Source organism: Leptolyngbya sp. Heron Island J (genome assembly GCF_000482245.1).
GTDB lineage: Bacteria > Cyanobacteriota > Cyanobacteriia > Phormidesmidales > Phormidesmidaceae > Leptothoe.
The window spans coordinates 97,867-120,481 of record NZ_AWNH01000115.1; the positions used below are offsets into that span (position 1 = coordinate 97,867).

Annotated in this window: 15 protein-coding genes; 8 read left to right on the forward strand and 7 right to left on the reverse strand. The window is 49.9% G+C overall.

What is annotated here, in order from left to right; translation table 11 throughout:
* The first annotated feature begins 36 nt into the window (after positions 1-36).
* On the forward strand, positions 37-960 hold the full coding sequence (locus N836_RS70830; RefSeq protein ID WP_023076780.1) for a glycosyltransferase family 2 protein: 924 nt from the start codon (positions 37-39) through the stop codon (positions 958-960).
* A 14-nt stretch (positions 961-974) separates the two neighbouring features.
* Here the strand turns inward: N836_RS70830 and N836_RS70835 are convergent, their stop codons facing one another.
* The 4 genes from N836_RS70835 to N836_RS70850 all read right to left on the reverse strand — a co-directional run bounded on the left by N836_RS70835 (position 975) and on the right by N836_RS70850 (position 7,380).
* Positions 975-2,702 carry an LIC_10190 family membrane protein gene (locus tag N836_RS70835; RefSeq protein ID WP_152532309.1) on the reverse strand — a complete coding sequence of 576 codons (1,728 nt, stop codon included), beginning with the start codon at positions 2,700-2,702 and terminating at the stop codon, positions 975-977.
* Positions 2,703-3,042: 340 nt separating this feature from the next.
* On the reverse strand, positions 3,043-5,727 hold the full coding sequence (locus N836_RS70840; protein ID WP_023076782.1) for a cation-translocating P-type ATPase: 2,685 nt from the start codon (positions 5,725-5,727) through the stop codon (positions 3,043-3,045).
* A gap of 175 nt (positions 5,728-5,902) precedes the next feature.
* Entirely contained in the window at positions 5,903-6,472 is a 570-nt protein-coding gene (locus tag N836_RS70845) for a hypothetical protein (RefSeq protein WP_023076783.1), read from the reverse strand.
* Between the two features lie 314 nt (positions 6,473-6,786).
* Positions 6,787-7,380 carry a rhomboid family intramembrane serine protease gene (locus N836_RS70850; RefSeq protein WP_036055021.1) on the reverse strand — a complete coding sequence of 198 codons (594 nt, stop codon included), beginning with the start codon at positions 7,378-7,380 and terminating at the stop codon, positions 6,787-6,789.
* A gap of 501 nt (positions 7,381-7,881) precedes the next feature.
* On the opposite strand from N836_RS70850, the gene N836_RS70855 reads away from it, so the two are divergent.
* The 3 genes from N836_RS70855 to alaS all read left to right on the forward strand — a co-directional run bounded on the left by N836_RS70855 (position 7,882) and on the right by alaS (position 11,944).
* Positions 7,882-8,451: a pentapeptide repeat-containing protein gene (locus tag N836_RS70855; protein WP_023076787.1), complete on the forward strand. Its 570-nt coding sequence runs from the start codon at positions 7,882-7,884 to the stop codon at positions 8,449-8,451.
* A gap of 16 nt (positions 8,452-8,467) precedes the next feature.
* Positions 8,468-9,160 (forward strand): hypothetical protein, encoded by a 693-nt coding sequence (locus N836_RS70860; protein WP_023076788.1) that lies wholly within the window; start codon positions 8,468-8,470, stop codon positions 9,158-9,160.
* A 144-nt stretch (positions 9,161-9,304) separates the two neighbouring features.
* Positions 9,305-11,944: an alanine--tRNA ligase gene (gene alaS / locus N836_RS70865; protein ID WP_023076789.1), complete on the forward strand. Its 2,640-nt coding sequence runs from the start codon at positions 9,305-9,307 to the stop codon at positions 11,942-11,944.
* Positions 11,945-11,980: 36 nt separating this feature from the next.
* Here alaS and N836_RS70870 read toward each other — a convergent pair whose 3' ends face one another.
* Positions 11,981-15,106, reverse strand: a complete 3,126-nt coding sequence (locus N836_RS70870; RefSeq protein ID WP_268744353.1) for a CHAT domain-containing protein — start codon at positions 15,104-15,106, stop codon at positions 11,981-11,983.
* A 566-nt stretch (positions 15,107-15,672) separates the two neighbouring features.
* Here N836_RS70870 and N836_RS70875 point away from each other — a divergent pair.
* On the forward strand, positions 15,673-16,074 hold the full coding sequence (locus N836_RS70875) for an ExbD/TolR family protein (RefSeq protein ID WP_023076792.1): 402 nt from the start codon (positions 15,673-15,675) through the stop codon (positions 16,072-16,074).
* 226 nt (positions 16,075-16,300) lie between these two features.
* Here the strand turns inward: N836_RS70875 and N836_RS70880 are convergent, their stop codons facing one another.
* Both N836_RS70880 and N836_RS70885 read right to left on the reverse strand, forming a co-directional pair.
* The gene (locus tag N836_RS70880; RefSeq protein ID WP_023076793.1) at positions 16,301-17,350 is read right to left on the reverse strand and encodes a hypothetical protein; all 1,050 of its coding nucleotides are present in this window, start codon (positions 17,348-17,350) and stop codon (positions 16,301-16,303) included.
* A gap of 400 nt (positions 17,351-17,750) precedes the next feature.
* Positions 17,751-19,421, reverse strand: coding sequence for a serine hydrolase (locus N836_RS70885; protein WP_023076794.1), 1,671 nt, complete (start codon positions 19,419-19,421; stop codon positions 17,751-17,753).
* Between the two features lie 306 nt (positions 19,422-19,727).
* Here N836_RS70885 and N836_RS70890 point away from each other — a divergent pair, with 306 nt between their 5' ends.
* The 3 genes from N836_RS70890 to N836_RS74055 all read left to right on the forward strand — a co-directional run bounded on the left by N836_RS70890 (position 19,728) and on the right by N836_RS74055 (position 22,615).
* Positions 19,728-20,060, forward strand: coding sequence for a hypothetical protein (locus N836_RS70890; RefSeq protein WP_023076795.1), 333 nt, complete (start codon positions 19,728-19,730; stop codon positions 20,058-20,060).
* A gap of 307 nt (positions 20,061-20,367) precedes the next feature.
* Positions 20,368-21,255 carry a glycosyltransferase family 2 protein gene (locus N836_RS70895; protein WP_023076797.1) on the forward strand — a complete coding sequence of 296 codons (888 nt, stop codon included), beginning with the start codon at positions 20,368-20,370 and terminating at the stop codon, positions 21,253-21,255.
* A 199-nt stretch (positions 21,256-21,454) separates the two neighbouring features.
* Entirely contained in the window at positions 21,455-22,615 is a 1,161-nt protein-coding gene (locus N836_RS74055) for a response regulator (RefSeq protein WP_023076798.1), read from the forward strand.

Here is a 22,615-nt window from a genome sequence, read left to right on the forward strand (position 1 = left end):
GATTATCGTGTGCGTTTTGCGTCATCATTTTGAGTTATGAGTTTCCCCTCCCTGCAATTTTCCATTATTATTCCAACCTACAATCGCCCTGCTTGTTTGGAACAATGTCTGCAAAGCATTGCTCAATTAGATTACCCCAGTGATTGTTTTGAAGTTGTTGTAGTAGATGATGGTAGCCGCATCCCGTTAAGTCCGATTACTGACAAGTTTGCGTCATCGCTTTCACTGCACTTAGTTCAACAGCAAAACACGGGTCCAGCCGCCGCCCGCAATACTGGGGCGACAGCGGCACGAGGGCATTATCTTGTGTTTACCGATGATGATTGTCAGCCAACGTCTGACTGGTTGCGATCTTTAGCAGAGGCTTGTCACCAAGTGCCAGGCGCTTTGATTGGTGGACGCACTCTGAATGCTTTGCCCAATAACCTTTACTCTACGGCCAGTCAATTATTGATTGACTATATCTACGATTATTACAACCAGGCCAGAGGCGAAGCCACGTTTTTTGCGTCCAATAACTTTGCTATGCCCCGCACTATATATCAACAACTCCAGGGGTTTGACACCAGTTTTCCCCTAGCCGCTGGAGAGGACCGAGAATTTTGCGATCGCTGGCGATACCATGGCTTTCCCATGCACTACGCTCCGACAATGCAGCTCAGGCATGCCCATAAGCTCAGCCTAACATCCTTTTGGCGACAACATTTTAACTACGGTCGAGGAGCGTTCCATTTTCATAGAGTCCGCAGTCAGCGACAAACTCAATCGATACAAGTAGAGCCACTGGCGTTTTATATCCGCCTACTGATGTATCCCTTTGCCAAGTATCAAGCCGTGCGCGCCTTGAGTCTCTCAGGATTATTTTTTCTGTCGCAAGTTGCTAATATGGTGGGCTTTGTCTGGGAGAAGTATAAACAGCGCTCCATCGCTTCCACAATGACCGCAACGTCTTCTTCCTAAACCTGTCTTGTTGCTTAATATGCTGTCTCTGCCGGTACAAATCCAGCTCTTAATCCACGGGAGGGATGACGTAAGCGAATGTTAAGTTCGTTATGAGTGCAAGGGATTGGGGCATCCCAACACTTGACGCTATCGTTAACAGGCTGAACATATTGGACATCATAAGACTGTTTAGATTCGACAGCAGTACTTGGCATAGCTGGGGGTAGGAACAAGCGAGCTTGAATGTCTGGTTGAAATAGAATCAGGACTGCGATCAGTCCGAGTCCTACAAAAAATGATTTAGACAGATATCCCCTGACGTTTGGCCCTGAGAAGTATCGAGGGAATTGCCAATTTGATTTAGCGAAATATGCTGTGCCTAGAATCGAGATTGTAATGGCTGGAGTCATCATAAAATAACCTAAGCCAAAGCGGATCATCGGAGCGCGGAGCATAATAAACACCATGCCAATCAGACTGCAGCACAGTAGCCATGACGTGCTATCAATCTTTTGTTTACGAGCTGACCTGAGTGTGGGTATGGCAAAACCCATGGACAACAACAACAGCAGCAGCATGATGGCATTAAAGCGAGCAAATTTGAGCCATTCCCAGAGCTGCCAGAAAAAGCGATTTGCTCCAGGTGGAACTTCCCCAAAGTTATGATCCCAAAAACGAATAACTTCTACTGCACGATGTGCAACGGCGGCTGACACTCTCCAGGGCACATTCACACACAGTACGGACGATGGATAAAGAGGGCAGCCAGACGTGACTATACTGACGATCATCAGCGGTGATAGAAGTAATAAAGAGAGTAAACCGCCAAACAATAATCGACGATAGTCTAGGAATGGTTGCTGCCCATAAAATAAAAGCGCAATGGGTAGCAGCGGGAGAGCCGACAGCTTAATGGAGACGGCTCCCACGGCTAGCAATAAGGGAATGAGTGAAGCACCCCACAGATGTGTTCTGGATTGTTCAGAGCGTGATGAGGGGCTGTTTGTCGTTGTTAAAATGCTCCAAGCTACTACGCCCGTGAGGAAGATAATGGGGACATCTGGAGAAGAGGAGGTTACAATCGCTGATAAAAACGGAGTTACCGTCAGTCCTGGCAGCACCAGGACCAGAAAAATCAGCATAAACTTGTCGGTTACTCTAGCTTTGCCCGTAACCCAATACCAAAGGGTGAGAAATCCATGACAGGTAGCAAGTAATGCCACCCATCCATTGGTCACGGCATGGACGCGGGATGCAACACTCTCAATACTCAAAGGAGCCGTTAGCGCAAACCAAGAAGACGTAAAACCAAGATTATTTAAGACCAGCGCTAACCCCGGAACTGTACCAAATTCTGATAGCCAGCGAGTTAATCCAAAATGGTACAGTCCTGTATCAAACCAGGTTACCTGTGTGGTCATATAGGCAGCAACTAAAACGGCCCAACTGGCAATGGCTACCACTACAGCTAACGATTTTATTCTCCAGAGGTGCTGGAGTTCGTCTCTGATCGGAGCCCAACAGATTAGCAGTAGACTGATGCCAATAGCAAATGCCAAACCTACGATGGGTGACAGCGGCAGTATCAGGGAGAGCAAGAGTAAGCTATCAGCTAGTAGAACCAGTCCTAACCATAGGGAGACGATAATCCGGTCTCCCATGCGGTCAAAACAATCTGCCCGTAAGCTAATAATTAGGGCAGTGCCAATGAGCCAACTGACGATAGATACTATGCACCATGCAGCGATAAAGTAGATCACAGCCCTACTCAGCTCCTCTATCAATTCATAATTTTCTAAGTAAATACAAGTTCTTTCTGCTGAAGCGCTATGGGGGTAATCAATAAATCTACCTAACCCTAACATAGGCCCCAGGATTTACCCTTAAGAAAACTCTCATGCTAGCTGACTGCAAAAGAGTCTCTCTCAAGGATTCTAGATTGGCTAAATTTAGCTGTTGATGGCGATATGGTTAGATTGTTATGTCTGAGAAAAAGCTATGGGCAGTTAGGCTCCCGCGCTTAAATAATTTCCCCGTTACCCCATCACTCATCCACCCATCTACGGCCTCAACCTGGGGCTGTAGATGGGTGCAATCCCCTTAGCGAGCTAACAGCTTTTTGAGTTCTACCGCCCAGAAGCTGATGGTGCCCAGCAGGATTGCGATCGCAATCTGTTGTCCACTCAGGGCCACCGTTGAGAAAAGTATTTGACAGACTGGCACATAGATCACCATCAGCTGTAAGCCAAATGTGAGCAGCACCGCCCCCAACAGTTTGACATTTGACAAAAGACCAATTTGAAATAACGAATCGGAGGAGCGCACCGCTTCTGACAGGGCAATTCGAGAAAATGCCAGAGTGGTAAACACCATCGTCTGCCAGGACGGATCGTCGTTACGCCAGTAGCCATTAGCCACCAACAGCAACACAATTCCTAGCAACACACCAATCCAGAGAATATCGACCCCCATGCCGCGGCCAAAGACACTCTCATTGGGACGGTGGGGCGGTTGTTCCATCACTTGCCGTCCAGCCGGTTCAAAGCTCAGTGCCAGTGCCAAGAGACCATCGGCAATTAGGTTAATCCATAAAATCTGGATGGGTACTAGCGGAATTGGCATCCCCAAAAACGGTGCCAGCAACAACAGCCACAGCTGTCCCACGTTCCCTGCCGAGGTATATTTGATAAACTTGCGAATATTTTCATAAATTACCCGACCTTCCCTGACTGCTGCCACAATTGATGCAAAGTTGTCGTCTTGAAGAACAATATCGGCGGCTTCCTTAGCCACATCGGTACCGGTGATGCCCATAGCTACGCCAATATCGGCCTGTTTCAAAGCCGGGGCATCATTCACACCGTCTCCCGTCATGGCCACGATGTGCCCCTGCCGCTGTAGCGCTTGCACAATTCGCAGCTTGTCTTCAGGGGTGACTCTGGCATAAACGGCAGTTTTAGTAACGGCGGTCTCTAGCTGCTCAACGGGCATGAGGCTGAGGTCTTGCCCTGTGAGTAGTGTGTCACCAGAAATTCTTAAATCTTGAGCGATGTGCTGGGCGGTTAGAGGATGGTCACCCGTAATCATGACCACCTGAATCCCGGCAGTTTGACACAGACCAATGGCCTCTTTTACCTCCGGACGGGCCGGGTCCATTAACCCCATCATGCCAAGAAATACTAGCTTTTCTTCTAGACAGTCTGGCTGAGCTGACAGGGGCCGAAATGCCAACCCCAATACCCGCAGTCCCTGGTTGGCCAGTCGGTCGTGGGCCAAAAATATCCGTTGACGTAGCTCATCGGTCAGTACCTGAATTTGATTGTCCGTCCACACCCGATCAACTGTGGTCATCATGCTGTGGAGGGCACCTTTGCTAAAGACCACAACGTGAGTGTCTGCTGGTACCGATTGCTGCCAGTTCTGCTGTAGTGCTTCTGGTAGGGGCTGCTGACAGCGGTGACAGGTGGTCATCCGCTTCCGCTCTGAATCAAAGGGCACCTCGTCTATACGAGGCCACAGCTGGTCAAGTTTGCGTTTTGGTAATCCCATTTGAGCCGCCGCTGTCACCAGGGCCGTCTCTGTAGGGTCACCAATGGCATGGTTGTTGTCTAAGGACGCATCGTTACATAGGGCACCGCTGAGCAACAGCAAACTCATGGCTCGATTCCCAATGGCCATATCGTCGGATAGCTCTATCTGCTGCCCGGCCACATCTAGTACGGTCACTGCCATGCGGTTTTCGGTGAGGGTGCCGGTTTTATCAGAACAAATTGTCGTCACTGACCCTAAGGTTTCTACCGCTGGCAAATGGCGAATCAGCGCATTACGCTTTAACATACGCTCTGCCCCCAGCGCCAGGGCAATGGTAACAACCGCCGGTAGCCCTTCTGGTACCGCCGCCACAGACACACTGACGGCGGTGAGCAGCATCTGTCTCAAGGGCTCTCCCTGTAGCAGACCCATGGCGGCAATTACTAGCGAAATGGCAATTGCCCCTGCCCCCAGCGCCTTCCCCAGCTGGGCCAGGCGCTTCTGTAGCGGTGTAGCTTCGCCCTCAACCGACTGCAGCATGCGGGCAATGTGGCCAATCTCAGTCCCCATGCCGGTTTCAGTTACCACAAAGGTACCGCGCCCACGGGTAATGGTGGTGCTGTGATAGACCATATTGCAGCGATCGCCCAGGGGTTGTTCTTTTTCAAAAACAACCGTCGCCTGTTTATCTACCGGAGCCGACTCCCCCGTCAGCGCGGCTTCTTGCACCTGCAGATTGACGGTCTCAACCAACCGACCGTCGGCAGGCACTACATTACCCGCCTCTAGCAGCACCAGATCTCCCCGCACTACAGAGGTCATGGAACATTCCTGCACCTGGCCGTTACGGCGGACGCGGACCGTTGGCACCGCTAGCTTTTTTAGGGCCGCCAACGCCTGCTCGGCTTTACGCTCCTGGCGAAACCCTAGGGTTGCATTGAAAATAACAATGGCAAGAATTGCGATCGCATCGCGAAAGGCTCCCACTAGCCAAGAGACAACGGCTGCCACAATTAGCATAATCACCAGCGGCGCACTAAATTGCTCCCATAACAACTGCCAGGGCGATTTACCTTCAGCTGTGACTAGTTCATTTGGTCCATCTCTCAACAGCCGCTGGTTGGCTGCTTCAGTCGTTAATCCATCCTCTAGATGAGTGTTCACTTGCTGTGCGGCCACAGCGACTTCAAGTTGATACCAGTGACTCACAATTGTTGACCGTTGGGGTGAGAAGTGAGCTGATCGTAAGTTCATCGTGAGTTTTGGCGACGCCATACTCAGAAAACTGTACGCCAGGCTACTAGTTTAACGCCACTATCCACGGTGATTTTATGTTCTTGGATAGATAATAAAAAGCTTCAGCGGATAGCATAGACTCCGCTGAAGCTTTTTGTTTACGTTGATAACGGGCTAAACGTTGGCCAAACTACTAATCTTCATAGAGCAAGATCGTTTGCTCAGGTTCAACCACAACGACGGTCGGGGCAGTCACATTACCAACAACGACACCTGCGGCCGCACCACCCAAAATCTCTAAGAAGTCAATATCACCTAGCACTTCACCAACAATCAAACCGCCAGCAGCGCCAATGGCTGCGTCCTCAATAATATCGTCTACGTCAGTTTGACGAGGGTCCTTTTGATCGGTGAGAGTTTCAGACACAGCGCTGAGTTCAAAAATTCGATCCCCGACCTCTGCGGAGTTTGCCACGTACCGTAGTCCTCCATCCACAGGCTCAAACTGTCCTCGAATAATACTGCCTGCCGGGAAAAAACGACCGTCAATCTCTGAGCGCTCATCGAGCACCAAATTGTACTCGTGAACCTGATCTTTATCTAAATACAGCGTTTCGTCACTGCGGATCGTGGTGCTCAGAGTTTCACTTGTTTGAGCAACAATAACAGGTGCAGTCTGCTCAGTAGTAGTCTCCTGAGCCATGACTGGACTAACGATGGCACCGAGCGAAATGAGCGTACTGGCAATTGCAACAGCTTTCATGGTGGATCCCCCCACTGGTTACGTGACCTATCCTAAACACAGTATCTACTACAAACATGAACAAGTTATGAGTCTTGACTTTTTCAGCTATGAGTCAGGGGTATACATTCATCAAACCCCCTGAAAACGCATTGCTCACCACCTGTTCAAACGTTGATTTCCAGGCATCAAATCAGCCCTTCAGCAGACCGTTAGAACAGCTTGATTAAATCAACCAGAACGTTAAAAAAACAAATAGCTATGACAGTTGAGGTGCTGTCATAGCTATTTTTTAGAGATTTATAAAAGGTTGTGACAGAACGCCATGAAGGCATCTAGAGGTTTGCTAGAAACACACTCATCTGATCCAAAAAGACCGGATTGTACGCGGCGAGGACACCGCCTAAAAAGCCAAACATATGAGCTTCCCACGACAGTGTGGTTTCATCGGAGTCAGGTAACATTGTCCCAACTTGATCACCATAGAGCAGCATGACGACAAATGCTAACCCAATGGTCATTAGAGTGACTTCCAGATAGCCTCGGGCAATCAAATATCCCAGGTATCCAAAAATTAAGCCACTAGCCCCCAGATGAATGGCTGAGCGCCCGAAAAGCCAGGTACCTAAACCACTAACTAATAAAATAACTGTACTCAAAGCGTAAAAGTTATCAATGCCCTGGAGCAGAACTAACCACCCCAAAATTGCAAAAGGCAGCGTGTTGGCAATCAAATGTCCAGCATTGCGATGCAGGAAAGGGGAAAACAAAATTCCCAATAGCCCTAATGGCTCACGGGGACGAATGCCCAAGAGGCGATTTAACCCCCCTCCTAAATAGGCAAAATTTAAAACTCCCACCACCCAAGCCATGACAACACAATCCCGCAGGACTTTGGCTTGGCCTTGCCAATCGATGGGAACAAACATCGAGACTATGACCGTGCCCAATATCATATAGATAAGGACAAGTTGCTGCTTTACCCCTGTCATTACAGAAAACCTGTTACTACAAATTTTTGATTTTGTAAGTCTGTCAGTGTAAAAGCACCCTGGTCATATCTCAGAGTGACGAGATATGGCTACGTAGATAGATGGCTGTACTTAACTTTACTTATATTTACGTAAAAAAACACAGAAACTGAGCGGCTTAAACAAAAATCAACACGAATCGGCAGCAGATGGGGGGCTTGATGGGCAAGCATGGGATTGATTTTTTCAGAGCTTTATGATACCTGAAACCTGTTTGGTGAAGTTTCAAAAGCAGCAGTGGTGGGAAAGTAACTGGTGTGTGGGATGGAGGTTGAGATTATTTTGACATCTGCAGGTGTACTGGCTGAGAATGACCGTCAGCTTTTAGGATGTAATAGGTGACGGAGTAGGTGACCTCGAAGCCTGGAACCAGTTTGACAATTCACACTTGGAAAGAGGATGAACGTAAAATCGTTGGCAACGGGCCTTGGTGCATTATTAGTGGTCTTGTGGGGGCTGTTGGGGTTTGCCACACCCAGTTGGGCATATTTGCAAGATGATGTGGACATGCTGCTGGAATTGAGAGACTGTCCGGTCTGTATCCTCACTTCAGCCGATCTGTCAGGGGAAGATTTTGCTCAGGTTAACCTGAAGGTGGCAGAGCTGACTGATGCAAACTTGAGTAATAGTAATTTGCAGGAAGCTAACCTGATGCTGGCAGAGCTGAAGGGAACTGATTTGAGCCAGGCTAACTTGGCTGGGGCGTCGCTGAATGGGGCTCGTTTGCAAGGGGCTAACTTGAGTGGTGCAGATTTGACTGGAGCTGTGCTCACCCAGGCCAACATTGATGGGGCCAACTTTCAAGGGGCTAATCTTGAAAATGCGGAGCTGACGGCGGCGGTGATCGGCAGTGCTGACTGGCGGGGGGCTAACCTCAAGGGGGCTAATTTGCGGGGGGCAACCTGGTCAGAGGCTGTAATTTGTGACACCATACTCCCCGATGGCACTGTTGGCGATCGCAACTGTTAACTGAACTGATCGCACTATGAGTCAAATCACCTTAAACCTCATCGCTATTTCGGTTTTTTCGGTGACGATGCTGATATTGCTAGGTCCGCTGCTGGCGATTTCGCCAGAGGGTCTGGCAACCGTTACCGCCGCGTTGTTAGGTATAGCGGCTGTTGATCAGCTGGGCTGGCAAGGGCGCGGTGGTCGATTGTTGATTGACTGGATATCACAGCGCTCGCCGGAATATTGCGATCGCATCGTCCGCCACGAAGCCGGTCACTTTTTAACCGCCTACCTATTGGGTATTCCCATTGCCGATTACACTCTGACCGCCTGGGAAGCCCTGCATTCCGGCGTCGATGGCAATGGCGGCGTGATCTTCAAAACTGACGATATTGATCGAGCCGTTGCAGCCGGTAAAATCAGCCAGCAAGAAATCGACCGCTACTGCACCGTATGGATGGCTGGCATTGCCGCCGAGGAAATCACCTACGGGAGCGCCGAGGGAGGGCATGACGACCGTCTTAAGCTCAACCTGCTGTGGCGGCAAATCAACCGTCCTCTGGCAGAGGTGCCTCTCAAACAACGCTGGTCTATGCTCCAAGCCAAAACACTGATTGAAAAAGAAGCGGATGCCTACGGAGTACTGATTGACGCCATGGCCGAGCGTCGCCCAGTTAGTGAATGCTGTGAGTTAATTGAACGCCATTTGCACTCGGCAGAGGTTTAGCCCCTCGTTCTACGGAACACATCTATTCGTCAATGAATACCTACAAAAACCATGGCCGTTTCATCAAACTTGATGCAACATCGGTCAGAATGGTAGAAACTACGTTGCTAAACCCTTAAATCCGCTAAACGCGCTTGCTAAAAAATGTCTACGTCAAAGCCTGGGTTAAAAAAATCGGTTACCACTGGCGCTGGGATTCGTCAGGCCTTTCTCAAGTTTTATGAGGCGAAAGGCCATAAGATTCTGCCCAGTGCGTCTCTAGTGCCCGAAGACCCCACGGTTTTGCTGACGATTGCGGGCATGCTGCCCTTTAAGCCAATTTTTCTAGGCCAGCGTCAGGCTCCTGTCGACCGAGCTACCACATCTCAAAAGTGTATTCGTACCAACGACATTGAGAATGTGGGCCGCACTGCTCGCCACCATACGTTCTTTGAAATGCTGGGCAACTTTAGCTTTGGCGATTATTTCAAAGAGCAGGCAGTAGCCTGGGCCTGGGAGCTTTCCACTGAAGTATTTAAGCTTGCCCCCAAGAATTTGGTGGTGAGTGTTTTTCGGGAAGACGACGATGCCTACGCCATCTGGCGTGATCAAGTAGGTGTCCCCGAAAAGCGCATTATCCGTATGGATGAAGCGGACAATTTCTGGACGTCTGGTCCTACTGGCCCCTGTGGCCCCTGCTCTGAAATCTACTACGACTTCCATCCCGAGCTCGGGGACGACGACATTGACCTTGAAGACGATACCCGGTTTATCGAGTTCTACAACTTGGTATTTATGCAGTACAACCGGGATGCCGATGGCAAGCTGACGCCGCTCCAGGCTCAGAACATTGATACCGGCCTGGGTCTGGAGCGGATGGCCCAAATTCTGCAGAAAAAGCCTAACAACTATGAAACGGACCTGATTTTCCCGATTATTCAGACCGCTGCAGACATCGCCAAGGTGGATTACTTTGAGCAGGATGAGTCTGCCAAGGTGTCCTTAAAGGTGATTGGTGATCATGTTCGGTCTGTGGTTCATATGATTTCCGATGGCATCACTGCCTCCAATGTGGGTCGCGGCTATATTCTGCGCCGTTTGATTCGGCGCGTCGTGCGCCATGGTCGTCTCCTGGGGATTGAAGGTGCCTTTATTAATGAAGTGGCCGAAAGTGCGATCGCGCTGTGCGAATCTGCCTACCCTGACCTGCGGCAGCGCGAAGGCATTATTAAAGCTGAGCTGCAGCGGGAAGAAGACCAGTTTCTTAAGACCCTGGAGCGGGGTGAAAAGCTGCTAGCAGAAATTCTGGAGCGCAAACCCAAGCAAATCTCCGGCGAAGAAGCCTTTAAGCTGTTTGATACCTTTGGCTTCCCCCTAGAACTCACCCAGGAAATTGCCGAAGAAAATGGCTTGACCGTCGATGTCGCCGGGTTCGAAACAGAAATGGCAGCCCAGCGCGAGCGTTCCAAGAGTGCCCATGAAACCATTGACCTGCTGGCCCAGGGTAACCTCAACGAACTGGGTATCGATTCCACTGACTTCCTCGGCTATACCGACGCCACCAGCAAGAGTATGGTGAAAGCCATTTTGGTCAATGGCGAAACAGTAGAAACTGCAGAAGCCGGTACTGAAGTACAGCTGGTCTTAGACAAAACTCCCTTCTATGCCGAGTCCGGTGGTCAAATTGGTGACCGGGGTTTTCTCTCCGGCGACACACTGGTGGTACGCATCGAAGATGTGCAAAAGGACAACAACCTGTTTATCCATCTAGGTCGAGTAGAACGCGGCACCTTGTCTGTGGGGGATAGCGTCAACGCGCAAATCGATCGCGCCTGCCGTCGTCGGGCTCAGGCTAACCACACCGCTACTCACCTACTCCAGGCTGCTCTTAAGAAGCTGGTGGATGACAGTATTTCCCAGGCCGGTTCTCTGGTGAGTTTTGACCGGCTGCGATTTGACTTTAACTGTCCTCGCGCTCTGACCGATGCTGAGGTGCAGCAGGTAGAAGCCCAGGTAAACACCTGGATTGCGGAAGCCCACGGTGCCCAAGTCGAGGTCATGCCCATTGACGATGCCAAGGCCAAAGGGGCTACGGCCATGTTTGGTGAAAAGTACGGCGATGAAGTGCGCGTCGTCGATTTTCCTGGCGTGTCTATGGAGCTATGCGGCGGCACCCATGTAGGCAACACCGCTGAGATTGGCGTATTTAAAATCATTGCCGAGTCGGGGATTGCCGCTGGCGTGCGACGCATTGAAGCAGTGGCTGGTCCGGCGGTGCTGGAATACTTAAATGTGCGCGACCAGATTGTGAAAGATCTGAGCGACCGGTTTAAGGCAAAGCCTGAGGAACTGGTGGACCGGATTACCAACCTGCAGAGCGAACTGAAGGTGACGCAGAAAACCGTTGATGGTCTCAAATCTGAGCTGGCATTGCTGAAGTCTGATCAGCTGTTAGATCAAGCAGAGACTGTGGGCGATTTCCAGGTGCTAGTGGCCAACATGGGCGAAGTAGATGCGGATTCTTTGAAGACTGCTGCTGAGCGTTTGTTACAGAAGCTAGGCGATGGAGCTGTGGTGTTGGGGTCTATCCCCGCTGCGGGCAAGGTGAGCCTGGTGGCAACCTTTAGTAAGCCTGTCATGGATAAAGGTTTGAAGGCTGGTAAATTTATCGGCGGTATTGCCAAGATTACGGGCGGTGGTGGTGGCGGTCGACCTAACTTTGCCCAGGCAGGCGGTCGTGATGCGTTGAAATTACCCGAGGCATTGGATGCTGCAAAGAATCAGTTGGAAAAGGCTTTGGGGTAGGGTGCGATGCATCGCACCATCGGCGTGTGGTGCTATCTACAAACCATTGCCGATCAAAATAAACGGTGCCCAGTAGTAGGGATGGTCTGAACTGGCCTTCAGACTAATCGGTTCGCCTGTCTCGAAATCGACAATATTAATCGCCGCTCCGGATTCTCCTGCAATGACCGAGAGATCATTTTTTATCAGGGCTAGCTGAGCTCGGCGGAGAGCTTCGGCTTTGGGTAATCCCTTACTCAGGGCCAGGTAAAAGGCATTCATCAACGCTTGGGTGCCGCCATCGTCTACTCGCCATAGCGATGCCATCGCTGCTTTTGCCTGAGCTCGCTGAATCTGATAGCCCAGCCCCAATACCTCAATCCCACTGTCTAAATCCTGTCCGCCCAGTCCTGTCTCACAGGCACTCAAGACCACCAAATCGGTACCTGCTAAATTCCAACTGCTAATATCTCGCAGGGTGGCAATATCACCATCGCCAAATAACAGAAACGAATCATCGGGACTGGTGGAGATAAAGGCACCGTGGGTGGCCAGGTGAATAATATTGTAGCCACCTAATTCAATGCGGCGTTCGGTGTCAGCTTTACTAAAGTCAGCATCAAGGAGAACATCGGTATTGGGGATCTGGGTAGCCAGGTTGTTGACCTCAGTGCGGGTAAAGGGAAGGTCGCTAAAGGTGTATTGCTCACCGCCAACGGTGGGGCTAAAACTACAGTCGGCACAGGCAGCGGCTAAGATTTTCTGCTCAGGCTGGGGTGGGGTGTCAAAATCACTAATGGATTCGGTGGTAATGTGGGTGACCGAGAATCGCTCGGCCAGCCACTGGTTGCCATCGTGCAGGGCGACGAGGGGAATATAGCGCAGGGCACCATCAGGAGAATAGACAATGGTTTGGGTACTGGTGCCAGTATCGAGCAGGGCCAGGTCTTCTTCGATATCGTTAATCAGCCAGTTGTAGAATTTTTGTGCAGCTGCTTTTGCCTGTTGAGTAGAGCCATGGGGACTGCGGAGCAGGGTGCGATAGTTAAGGATGGCCTCATTGAGGTCCTTAGCACTGACTTCCACCGGACGGCGAATAGGTGGGGCATCTGGAGACACCAGGATGAGTTCTAGTCGGTCGTCAAAGATGAGTGGATACAGTAGAACTGCATTGGGCAGGTCAGCAATGTTGTTTTGAAGTGTGCGAAGGCTAGCCAGTTCAATATTTTGGCCTTCTGTTGAGGTGCGTAGCTGGGCGATGGCTTCTTTTACGGCTGGGTAATCTAGAAACTCAGTAAAGTTATCCAACAGCTCGTCTTCACGGGCGCTAAGTTGATCATACAGCTCTAGTTCCTCGGAAGTGAGTGAGTCATAGCCTTCAGTATCTGCTTTGGCTTTTAGTCGAGCTAAGTCATCTTTGGCCAGAAGAACCTCTTTATAGAGGGTAAGGATCTCTTCTTCTAGTTGCCAATAGTCAACGTCTTTAGGCACATCATCATGACTACGCACATCCTGAAAATAGTCTTCTAACTCTTGTGTTCGCAGAAGATCAAGCACAGCTTGGGCTTCTAGCACTCGATTTTCTTGAAGCAAGAGATCTGCCAGCTTTCGATAGGTATGGGCAACAGTATCTGTATAAGATTGCTGTTGTTCTTGGGTTAATGTTTGGTTATCATCACGAATATTTTCGTAGATATTGACTGACTGTTTGAGGAAGATAATTGCTAACTCAGATTCCTTCGTCGCCTCCAGCAGCCAGCCAATGTTGTTGAGCGTAACGCCTTCACTGGCGCGGTTGCCGACCTCGCGTTGGATAACGAGGGCCTGCTCATAGTAGTCTAGCGCTTGGGGGTGCTGACCTAACTTATCGTAAGTGAGACCAATATTGTTAAGCGTCGCCCCTTCGACTACGCGGTTACCGATCTCGCCCTGGATGACGAGGGCTTGCTCGTAGTAGTCTAGCGCTTGGGGATATTGGCCTAACTTATCGTAAGTGCTACCAATATTGTTGAGCGTGATGCCTTCGCCAGCGCGGTTATCGATCTCGCGGTTAATGACGAGGGCCTGCCCATAGTAGTCCAGCGCTTGAGGATACTGGCCTAAGTGATTGTAAGTGAGGCCAATATTGTTGAGCGTTGCCCCTTCACCAGCGCGGTCACCAATCTCGCGGCTGATGACAAGGGCCTGCCCATAGTAGTCCAGCGCTTGGGGATACTGGCCTAAGTGATTGTAAGTGAGGCCAATATTGTTGAGCGTCCCTCTTTCGCCAGTGCGATCACTGATCTCACGGCTGATGACAAGGGCCTGCCCATAGTAGTCCAGCGCTTGGGGATACTGGCCTAAGTGATTGTAAGTGAGGCCAATATTGTTGAGCGTCCTCCCTTCGACTGTGGGGTCACCGAGCTCACGGCTGATGCTCAGGGCTTGCCCATAGTAGTTTAGCGCTTGGGGATATTGGCCTAAGCTATCGTAAATGCTGCCAATATTGTTGAGCGTGCTACCTTCGCTGGCGCGATCGCCGATCTCCCGTTGGATGACGAGGGCCTGGTCATGGTAGTCCAAGGCTTGGGAATACTGCCCCAAGTTGTGGTAAGTAAGGCCAATATTATCGAGAGTAATGCCTTCACCAGCGCGATTACCAATCTCACGCATAATCCTGAGTGCCTGCTCATAGTAGTCCAAGGCTTGAAGATACTGCCCTAAACCATTGTAAATACTGCCAATATTGTTGAGTGTAGTCCCTTCGCTCGTGCGGTTACCAATCTCACGAAAAATTGCGAGTGTCTGCTCATAGTAGTCCAAGGCTTGAGAATACTGCCCTAAGCTATCGTAAATGCCGCCAATATTGTTGAGAGTAGTCCCTTCGCTCATGGGGTTACCAGTCTCACGCATAATCCTGAGAGCCTGCTCATAATAGTTCAAGGCTTGGGAATACTGCCCTAAGTTGTGGTAAGTAAGGCCAATATTGTTGAGCGTTGCCCCTTCGCCAGTGCGGTCATCAATCTCGCGGCTGATAACCAGGGCCTGCTCATAGTAGTCCAAGGCCTGGGAATACTGTCCTAAGCTGTCGGCAATAGATCCAAATCCTGTCAGTGACCTACTTTCCCCCTGGCGATCGCCAATTTCTCGGTACAATATTAGGGCTTGTTCTAATTTCTCAAGCGCCTCTTGCCAGCGACTGATTCGCCATAGGCTTAATGACTCATTAAATAGCCGGTCTGCTTCTGTTTTTTAGCCTCTATCCTATCCATTGACAAAATGATGGGCTCACTCGTTGTTTGGGAAGCCTCGCCTATCTCTGTCATCAATGCCGACAACGTTAGAGTCAATGAAATGCCAAACAGTTTGATGATCATCGCTTTAGGAGCTAACGTTAAAGTGCTTGTTGAACAACACTAGTGGCAGTTCCTATCTATCCTCACTATGACCCCTACCTACCCAAAAACTCAACCAACTATTAACTTTTCTTCTCAACTAATGATCTACGTATGACTTGAGGCGTAGGGGGCGATGCATCGCACCATCGGACTGTGGGCCCTAGCGGTCAACCCACCCCGTTTACAGCACCCCTGCCGAGTGAAGATTGATCGTAGCTATGCTTTTTCTTAAGGTAGAGTGTTCCTTAGATTGGCTCACCCTTTAACGTAGGCTGAGCGCTTTCCCCTCTTGGGATGAGCTGCGGGGTGGGTTAACCACTGTCGCTATGATCCGATCACCCATTGCTGGTGGGCCGTGCCCATCCTACGATTATGAATCTTCCCCCTGATGAAGAGTCTCGTCTGACTATCAACATCGTACCGATGATCGACGTGGTCTTTGCGATTCTGGCGTTTTTTATTCTCTCTACGCTGTACCTTACAAGGGCTGAGGGGTTGCCGGTGACGCTACCCACAGCAACCACCTCGGTCAGTCAGGATGAGGCCGCGCTGACCCTAACGATTACGGCAGAGGGGGCATTGTTTTTGGGGGATCAGCCAGTGACCCTAGAGGCCTTGCCGGCTGATGTGCAGGCGCTAATTGCACCGGGGCAGCCTGCCATGGTGACCATACGGGCCGATGCGGCGACGCCCCATGGTCAGGTGGTGGCGGTGATGGATCGGATTCGGAATTTGGCAGGTGTACGGTTAGGGATTGCGACGCAGCAACCGTGATATTGATTTTGAAGGATTAATTTTGAATTGGACGGTGGGCACGGCCCACCATCTGGATATCCTTATTCGTCTGCCGCTAACAATGTCTGGAAGAGATTGATGAGCGGTTGTCCTGAGGTTTCCTCCTGGTTTTCAATGGTGACGATGGTTAGCTGCTGTTCTGGCAGAAAGTGTACTGACGCTACAGCACCATAGCTGTGGCAGCCGCTAATGCAGAAACGTCTCCTTAAGCGGTCGCCACAGCTTTCTCTGAGCAGACACCCTTCGCCTCAGTAACTTCTGGCGAAAAAATTGTTTCCAGTAAATCAAAGTGGTATGCACATTGAGCAAACTCACTCGGAGATAAAAGCTGAACAACCTCACGTTGCAACAGTTTAAGCATGTAGCGTACCAGCTCCCAATTCACGTTAAATGTGGGGTACAGCATCACACACAAAGGAAACAGCTCCTGCTGTACGACGCTAGGATTTTTCTCTAGCAGACACACCCAAAGATAGGTTTGAAACATTTCTGCATCTCGGGTGCTAGACGTTCTCACGGTGGGTGATTTTAAGGGGCCGCTATAGCACTGATGGTTAGGAAATGCGTCTGAAACTTTAGCGACTACCCGCTGAGCAATAGAACTACTCTTAGGAAGAAGCGTCCGAACAACCCTTAATTCTAGTGACGCATAGGGATAGTTCGAGGCAGCATCATACGCCCTTTGTAATGGCATATAAAGATGATCGTCAATTGCCTTAAAGTAAAGCTCCAATACTCCGCGCTGGCTAGGCTCAAGCAACTCCAACAGCAATTGCCCAGTGTAGTGAAACTGCATACTGACAAAGCCAATTACTCTAGGATCTACAGCAGTAAATTTTGCGCGAATATGACCTAGCTCAGGTGCAATACTGACGGCAAAGCGTTCTGGATATATAAATGAAGCATAGCTTTCAAAGGCTTTGTCAAAAATCTGGAATACATCTCCCGCAATCGCCCACGGATCAATAATGTCAGGATCTAATTGATGCCGCACGACCTCTTCGGAAAGAAGCTGCTCCGTTTTGTTCCATGCTTTAGCGCTAATGGGCCGCAGTGCCTGGTGCAGTGTCTTCGCAATAGCCGCTCGCAATTCTCGTTCATTAGCAAACGTAGGGCGTGACAATGGCTGATTCACCTGCTGCATATACCGAATAGCCCAAGCTTTGGAAAATGAAGAAGAGGAACCTGAGCGTTCAGTGGAGAGTGAATCGTCTTCCTGTGAAAAAGAGGATGTTGAGGGAAATGAATTAACCATTTTCTAAAGCTTAGGCTTTTTCTAAAGCCTTTAGGAATAACGTTGACATGTTCACAAAGAGTAATTTGTTAGCAGAATTAAGTGCTAACAAATTACTCTCCATAAGCGCCGTTTCTTTGTAAATAAACTACTCCCGAACAAATGGAGTAGCTTACACAAGTGAGTAATCTAAAGATTGCTCCAACACTGCAGATTTTAAATGGCTTCCAAATGATTTGTCCTCATTATCAAACGTAGTGCTTAATATTTACTTAACATCTTTACATATCTTAAGTTCCTGACAGTGGGCTGACTCACTACCAAAATTTCATCCTGGAAATAAGAAGGCGCGTCTCGTGACGCCCTGCATTACAAAATGCAATACCTGCATTGCATTTTGTAATGCCCCTACAGGGGAAGATTATTCGTCTGCTGCTAACAATGTCTTGAACAGATTGATGAATGGTTTCCCTGCTGTTTCCTCTTGGTTTTCAATAGTGACGATGGTGAGCTGCTGTTCTGGCAGAAAGTACATGAAGCTGCCAGCGCCTGGAAAACCACCACTGTGACCAATAAGGGGACCGCCAGGGGTACTGTGTAGTTCTAGTCCGAGACCATATCGATCTCCATCTTCCTCATCAATGAGCAGACTCTCCTGTTGTATGAGATTAAAGGTGTCGGGAGTTAACAATTCTCCATCGTGCAGGGCCCCAGAAAAGCGGGCCAGGTCTGCTACCGATGAGATGACGCCGCCTTCGCCAAAGCCCTGGGCAGTGGGATGAAAGAATATGGGAACAAGTTGTGATTCTGCGGATGGGTCGATTTCTTGGATGTCAACATACCCACGTAGCACGTTGGGGGCCATGTCATTGTCATAGACCACTGAAGACGCATTCATGCCTAGGGGTTCAAAGAGACGCGATCGCAACTGCTCAGCCAGGGTATCTCCGGTCGCCGCTTCAATAACCAGTCCCAACAGCGTATAGTTCGTGTTGCTATAGCTGTGGCGTTCTCCTGGTGGAAAGTTGCCAGGTTCTCCATAGGCCAGCTGCAAAAAATCTTCCGGTTGCCAAATGCGATGAGGATCTGACAAGATTACCTCTGCAAAATCCTCATCCAAAAATTCTGGAATACCACTGCTGTGGTTAAGCAACTGGCACAGGGTGATAGTTTCGCTATTTTCAATCTTTCCGATGGTGTTGGGTAACCACTGGCTGAGGGTATCATCCAAGCTTAGTTTGCCTTCCTGCATCAGTTGCAACGTGATGACAGCCACCATCGATTTGGTAATGCTGCCGATGTCCATGGCCGCATCCGCAGGCATAGGGGTGCCATTTTCCAGGTTGGCAAGACCAAAGGCACCATGCCAAACGGAACCATCCCCTGTGGTTATATACATGTTTGCACCGGGGGCCTCAGTGGTTTCTAGAGCCGCTTGCAGAATGGGAATCAGATCGGCATCGCCAAATTCAAAGTTGTTGGCCTTGAGCTGATGATGGCGAATATTGTTGAGTTTTACCAGCGGCTGGTCCTGGTGGGAGATGATTGTGTGGCGACCCTGGCGGTTAAACGTAAGCTGGTCGTAGGTAATGCCTAACTGGGTAAATTTAATGCGATCGCGACCTATCTGAAAATCTCGGATTCGAGTTATACCCTGGGTACCATTGCCGATCCAAAATTCATCGGCTCCGGTTCCGCCCACGAGGACATCACCGCCATCACGATCAATCAAGTGATCGCGACCGGACCCCCCAAACAGACGGTCTTGTCCGGTGCCACCGTCGAGCCGATCGTGACCGAGACCACCGCGTATGCGATCGCGACCCGCTTGCCCAAATAGGCGATCATTTCCTCGGTCGCCCAGGAGGATATCATTGCCGCTGCCGCCGCTGAGCTGATCATGGCCCGCTTTTCCCAGCAGTCGATCATTGTTTGCCCCACCGTGGAGATAATCATCACCCCGGCTCCCTAGCTGCTGCGCGTGAACAGCTCGGCCCAACAATTCATCATGGGCTGTTATTGAGGGGAGTAGCTCAGCACTGACTACGACGGGGGGTGTGGCAGTTGGAGGTATTGCAGGGATAAATAGCATGAACTTGCGGTATGTGCGATTGTTAGTTTCGCAATAACAAGACCGCTTTCACCTCCTGCCATTGGCTCACCCAATCAGGTGAACCGTTGTTCTATTTGGTTTGTTTCAATCACCTTGTCAGAGTGTTGTAGTCTTTGAGAGAGTTGTTCCAGTTGAACGCCCTGACTACCACTGAATGCCCATGCTTCCTTTTGCTACAAAACTTTTCTCTCTGAGCAGTGAATTTTAATGCCGCCTAATCTGATAGCTAATCTGGCCTGTAGCGCCCACCCTCGTAACTGATATCCAAAGAATTATCAGGGCTTTATGTATCAACTACTGCAACTGGTTCAGCTGATTTTGCTGCATCTAATGAAATGGCTGCAGCCATTTCTAGCGCCAATTTGCTTTGTCTTAGCCTGGTCTGTCGTTGCCTTGGGTATCTGGCAGGTGATTGTGACTGCTCGCGATAGCGTCCAGCGAGCTCAGACTATGCATCGTATCCCTTGCACAGACTGTGCTTTTTTTACAAACCAGGCTGTGCTGAAGTGCCCGCTTCATCCCACGGAGGCGCTGTCAGAAGATGCGATCGGCTGTCTGGATTTTGAAACGGCTAACCCGATATTGGCTGCCCATGAGCGTTTGACAGCTTCAGACTAAGCCCTTTGGATGGCATATGGCGTGAGCGTTGCCCTATGCTGATGATGAGCCTGTCTGGAAGTTTTAACGAACGGGCAGGGCTACCGAAAACTTCCCATTTTTGAAGCCCTAGCTTGTGTAGATTAATTTTGCCTGAATTTAATCTGTCCTTTATTGGCTACTCAAACTAAACCAAATATTCTGTAGTGAGTTCGTCTTTTTGATATGCCCGTAGATAAAACCGGGCATGCTGGTCAGAAGAGCTGATAAAAGGCTGGTTGAGTGTTTCTTGATGGTTGGATCGCTGGGTGGTTTCTAGGACATTGCAATGATTTCGATTTTTATTTTGACTCACAATGAGGAACGAGACATTGCCGCGTGTATTGAGTCAGCTCTGGTTTCGGACGATATCATTGTGGTTGATTCGTTTAGTTGCGATCGCACCCTAGAAATTGCTCAGCGCTATCCTGTGCGTACTGTTTGCCATGCCTTTGAAAGCCATGGCAAACAGCGTACCTGGATGCTACGTAATGTCTCCACCAAATATGAGTGGGTGTACATCTTAGAAGCCGATGAACGGATGACACCGGAACTGTTTGATGAGTCCATAGCGGCTGCTCAGTCTGGTAACCATGTTGGCTACTATGCCGCTGAGCGTGTCATGTTTATGAATCACTGGATTCGCTACAGCACCCAGTATCCGCGCTATCAGCTACGGCTGTTCGACAAACATAAGGTATGGTTTGACGACTATGGCCATACCGAACGTGAGGTGTGCAATGGGTCCACCGGGTTTCTCCAGGCTACCTATCCCCACTACACCTGCAGCAAAGGCTTTGAACGGTGGATTGAAAAACACAATCGGTATTCTAGCGACGAAGCTGCCGAGACGATTAAGCAGCTAGCCGATCATGACATTAACTGGCGAGCCCTATTCCTGGGACGCTCTGAGGTGGAGCGGCGACGGGCGCTCAAAGATTTATCCCTGCGGATGCCGCTACGGCCCCTGGTGCGATTTATCTACATGTATTTTTTCCTGGGCGGCATCCTGGATGGTCGAGCTGGCTTTACCTGGTGTCTGCTCCAGGCTTTTTATGAGTATCTGATTACCCTCAAAGTTTGGGAGCTACGGCATGGATATACAACTGATATCGATGCATCTGCCGATAAAGCAGCTGTAAACCAGGCATCTCAAGAGCTAGCTAGATCGACGTAACTGCGCTGGCTCCGGACGTCAATAGAACATTGAGCAAAGGCGTTTAGGCCAGCAGGGCCATGGTGGCGCAGGATAGCTGTGTTTGTCTAACTCTGGGAAAACTAGGTGTACCCGATACCGTGGTGCTCGTTCCCTAGTTCAACGTTTCTTAGCTTGACGCATTACTCGGGGCAAGCATCAAGCCTCAAGGTATATTGATATGCTGACCCAGGCCCAATCACTATCTAAGTACTTTTTAGCTCTTGCTCAACAACATCGCACCGGTGAACTAGTGCTAGGAGTGGGCACAAATCAACCCTGGAAGCTTTATTTCTATTCAGGCCGCTTAATTTATGCGACTGGTGGGCAACACTCGGTTCGGCGCTGGTATCGTTCACTACGCCGCCATTGTGAGCAGTTTGCCGGTAGCTGGTTCACCGATATGCGGATGCCTGATGATTATTGGGAAGTAGATTTTATTAATCAGGCGATTCAGCGTGACTATATTTCTCTAAACCAGGCCAAAGCAGTGATTCAGAGCATTGTCGATGAGGTGATGCTGACTCTAATAGCCCATCCTACGACTGATGTGCAATGGTATCCGAATCGCATGGTGGCGCAGCAGGTAGTGTTTTTATCGGTGCAGCGAGCATTGGTGCGATCGCAACAGCTATACAATGATTTGCCTGCTTTAGAAGGAAAACATCTACCTACCCTGGTGCCCCATGAACTCCCCTATCTGTCTCCCGTTGTGATCAATGCACGGGGATTACAGCTGCGCCTATCTGCCGCTAAGTATGAACGGTTAAATCGTTGGATGCGGGGCAACATCACTATCTGGGATATCGCGGCCCAGACCAATCGCACTCTCCCCGATGCGATCAAGCTGATACTGCCGTTGATTTATGAGGGTTGGGTAGACCTGCAGCCAATTCCTGATATTCCTGCACCCTACGTTCCACCACGCTCCATCGTTGAAAATCCCCGTGGGCGCACCAGGGGACTTATCGCGTGTATTGACGACAGCCCTCTAGTCAGCAAAGTGATGGCCGAATTTGTACAACCCCTGGGTTACGAAGTGCTGTCGGTGACAAAGCCAGTAGAGCAAATCTCTGTACTCACCCAGCATCGACCTAACCTTATTTTTTTAGACATCACCATGCCCAATATCAGCGGTTATGAGCTTTGCAAGTTTCTGCGTCGCACCGATGCATTTTACAAAACACCCATCATCATCTTGACGGGCCGCGATGGTGTCATCGATCGGATGCGGGCCAAAATGGCAGGGGCAGATGACTTTCTCGCTAAGCCTCCAACACCGGATAAAATTGCGCAACTTCTCGATAAATATATTGCCAATGGGCCGCCATCAGATCTGTAG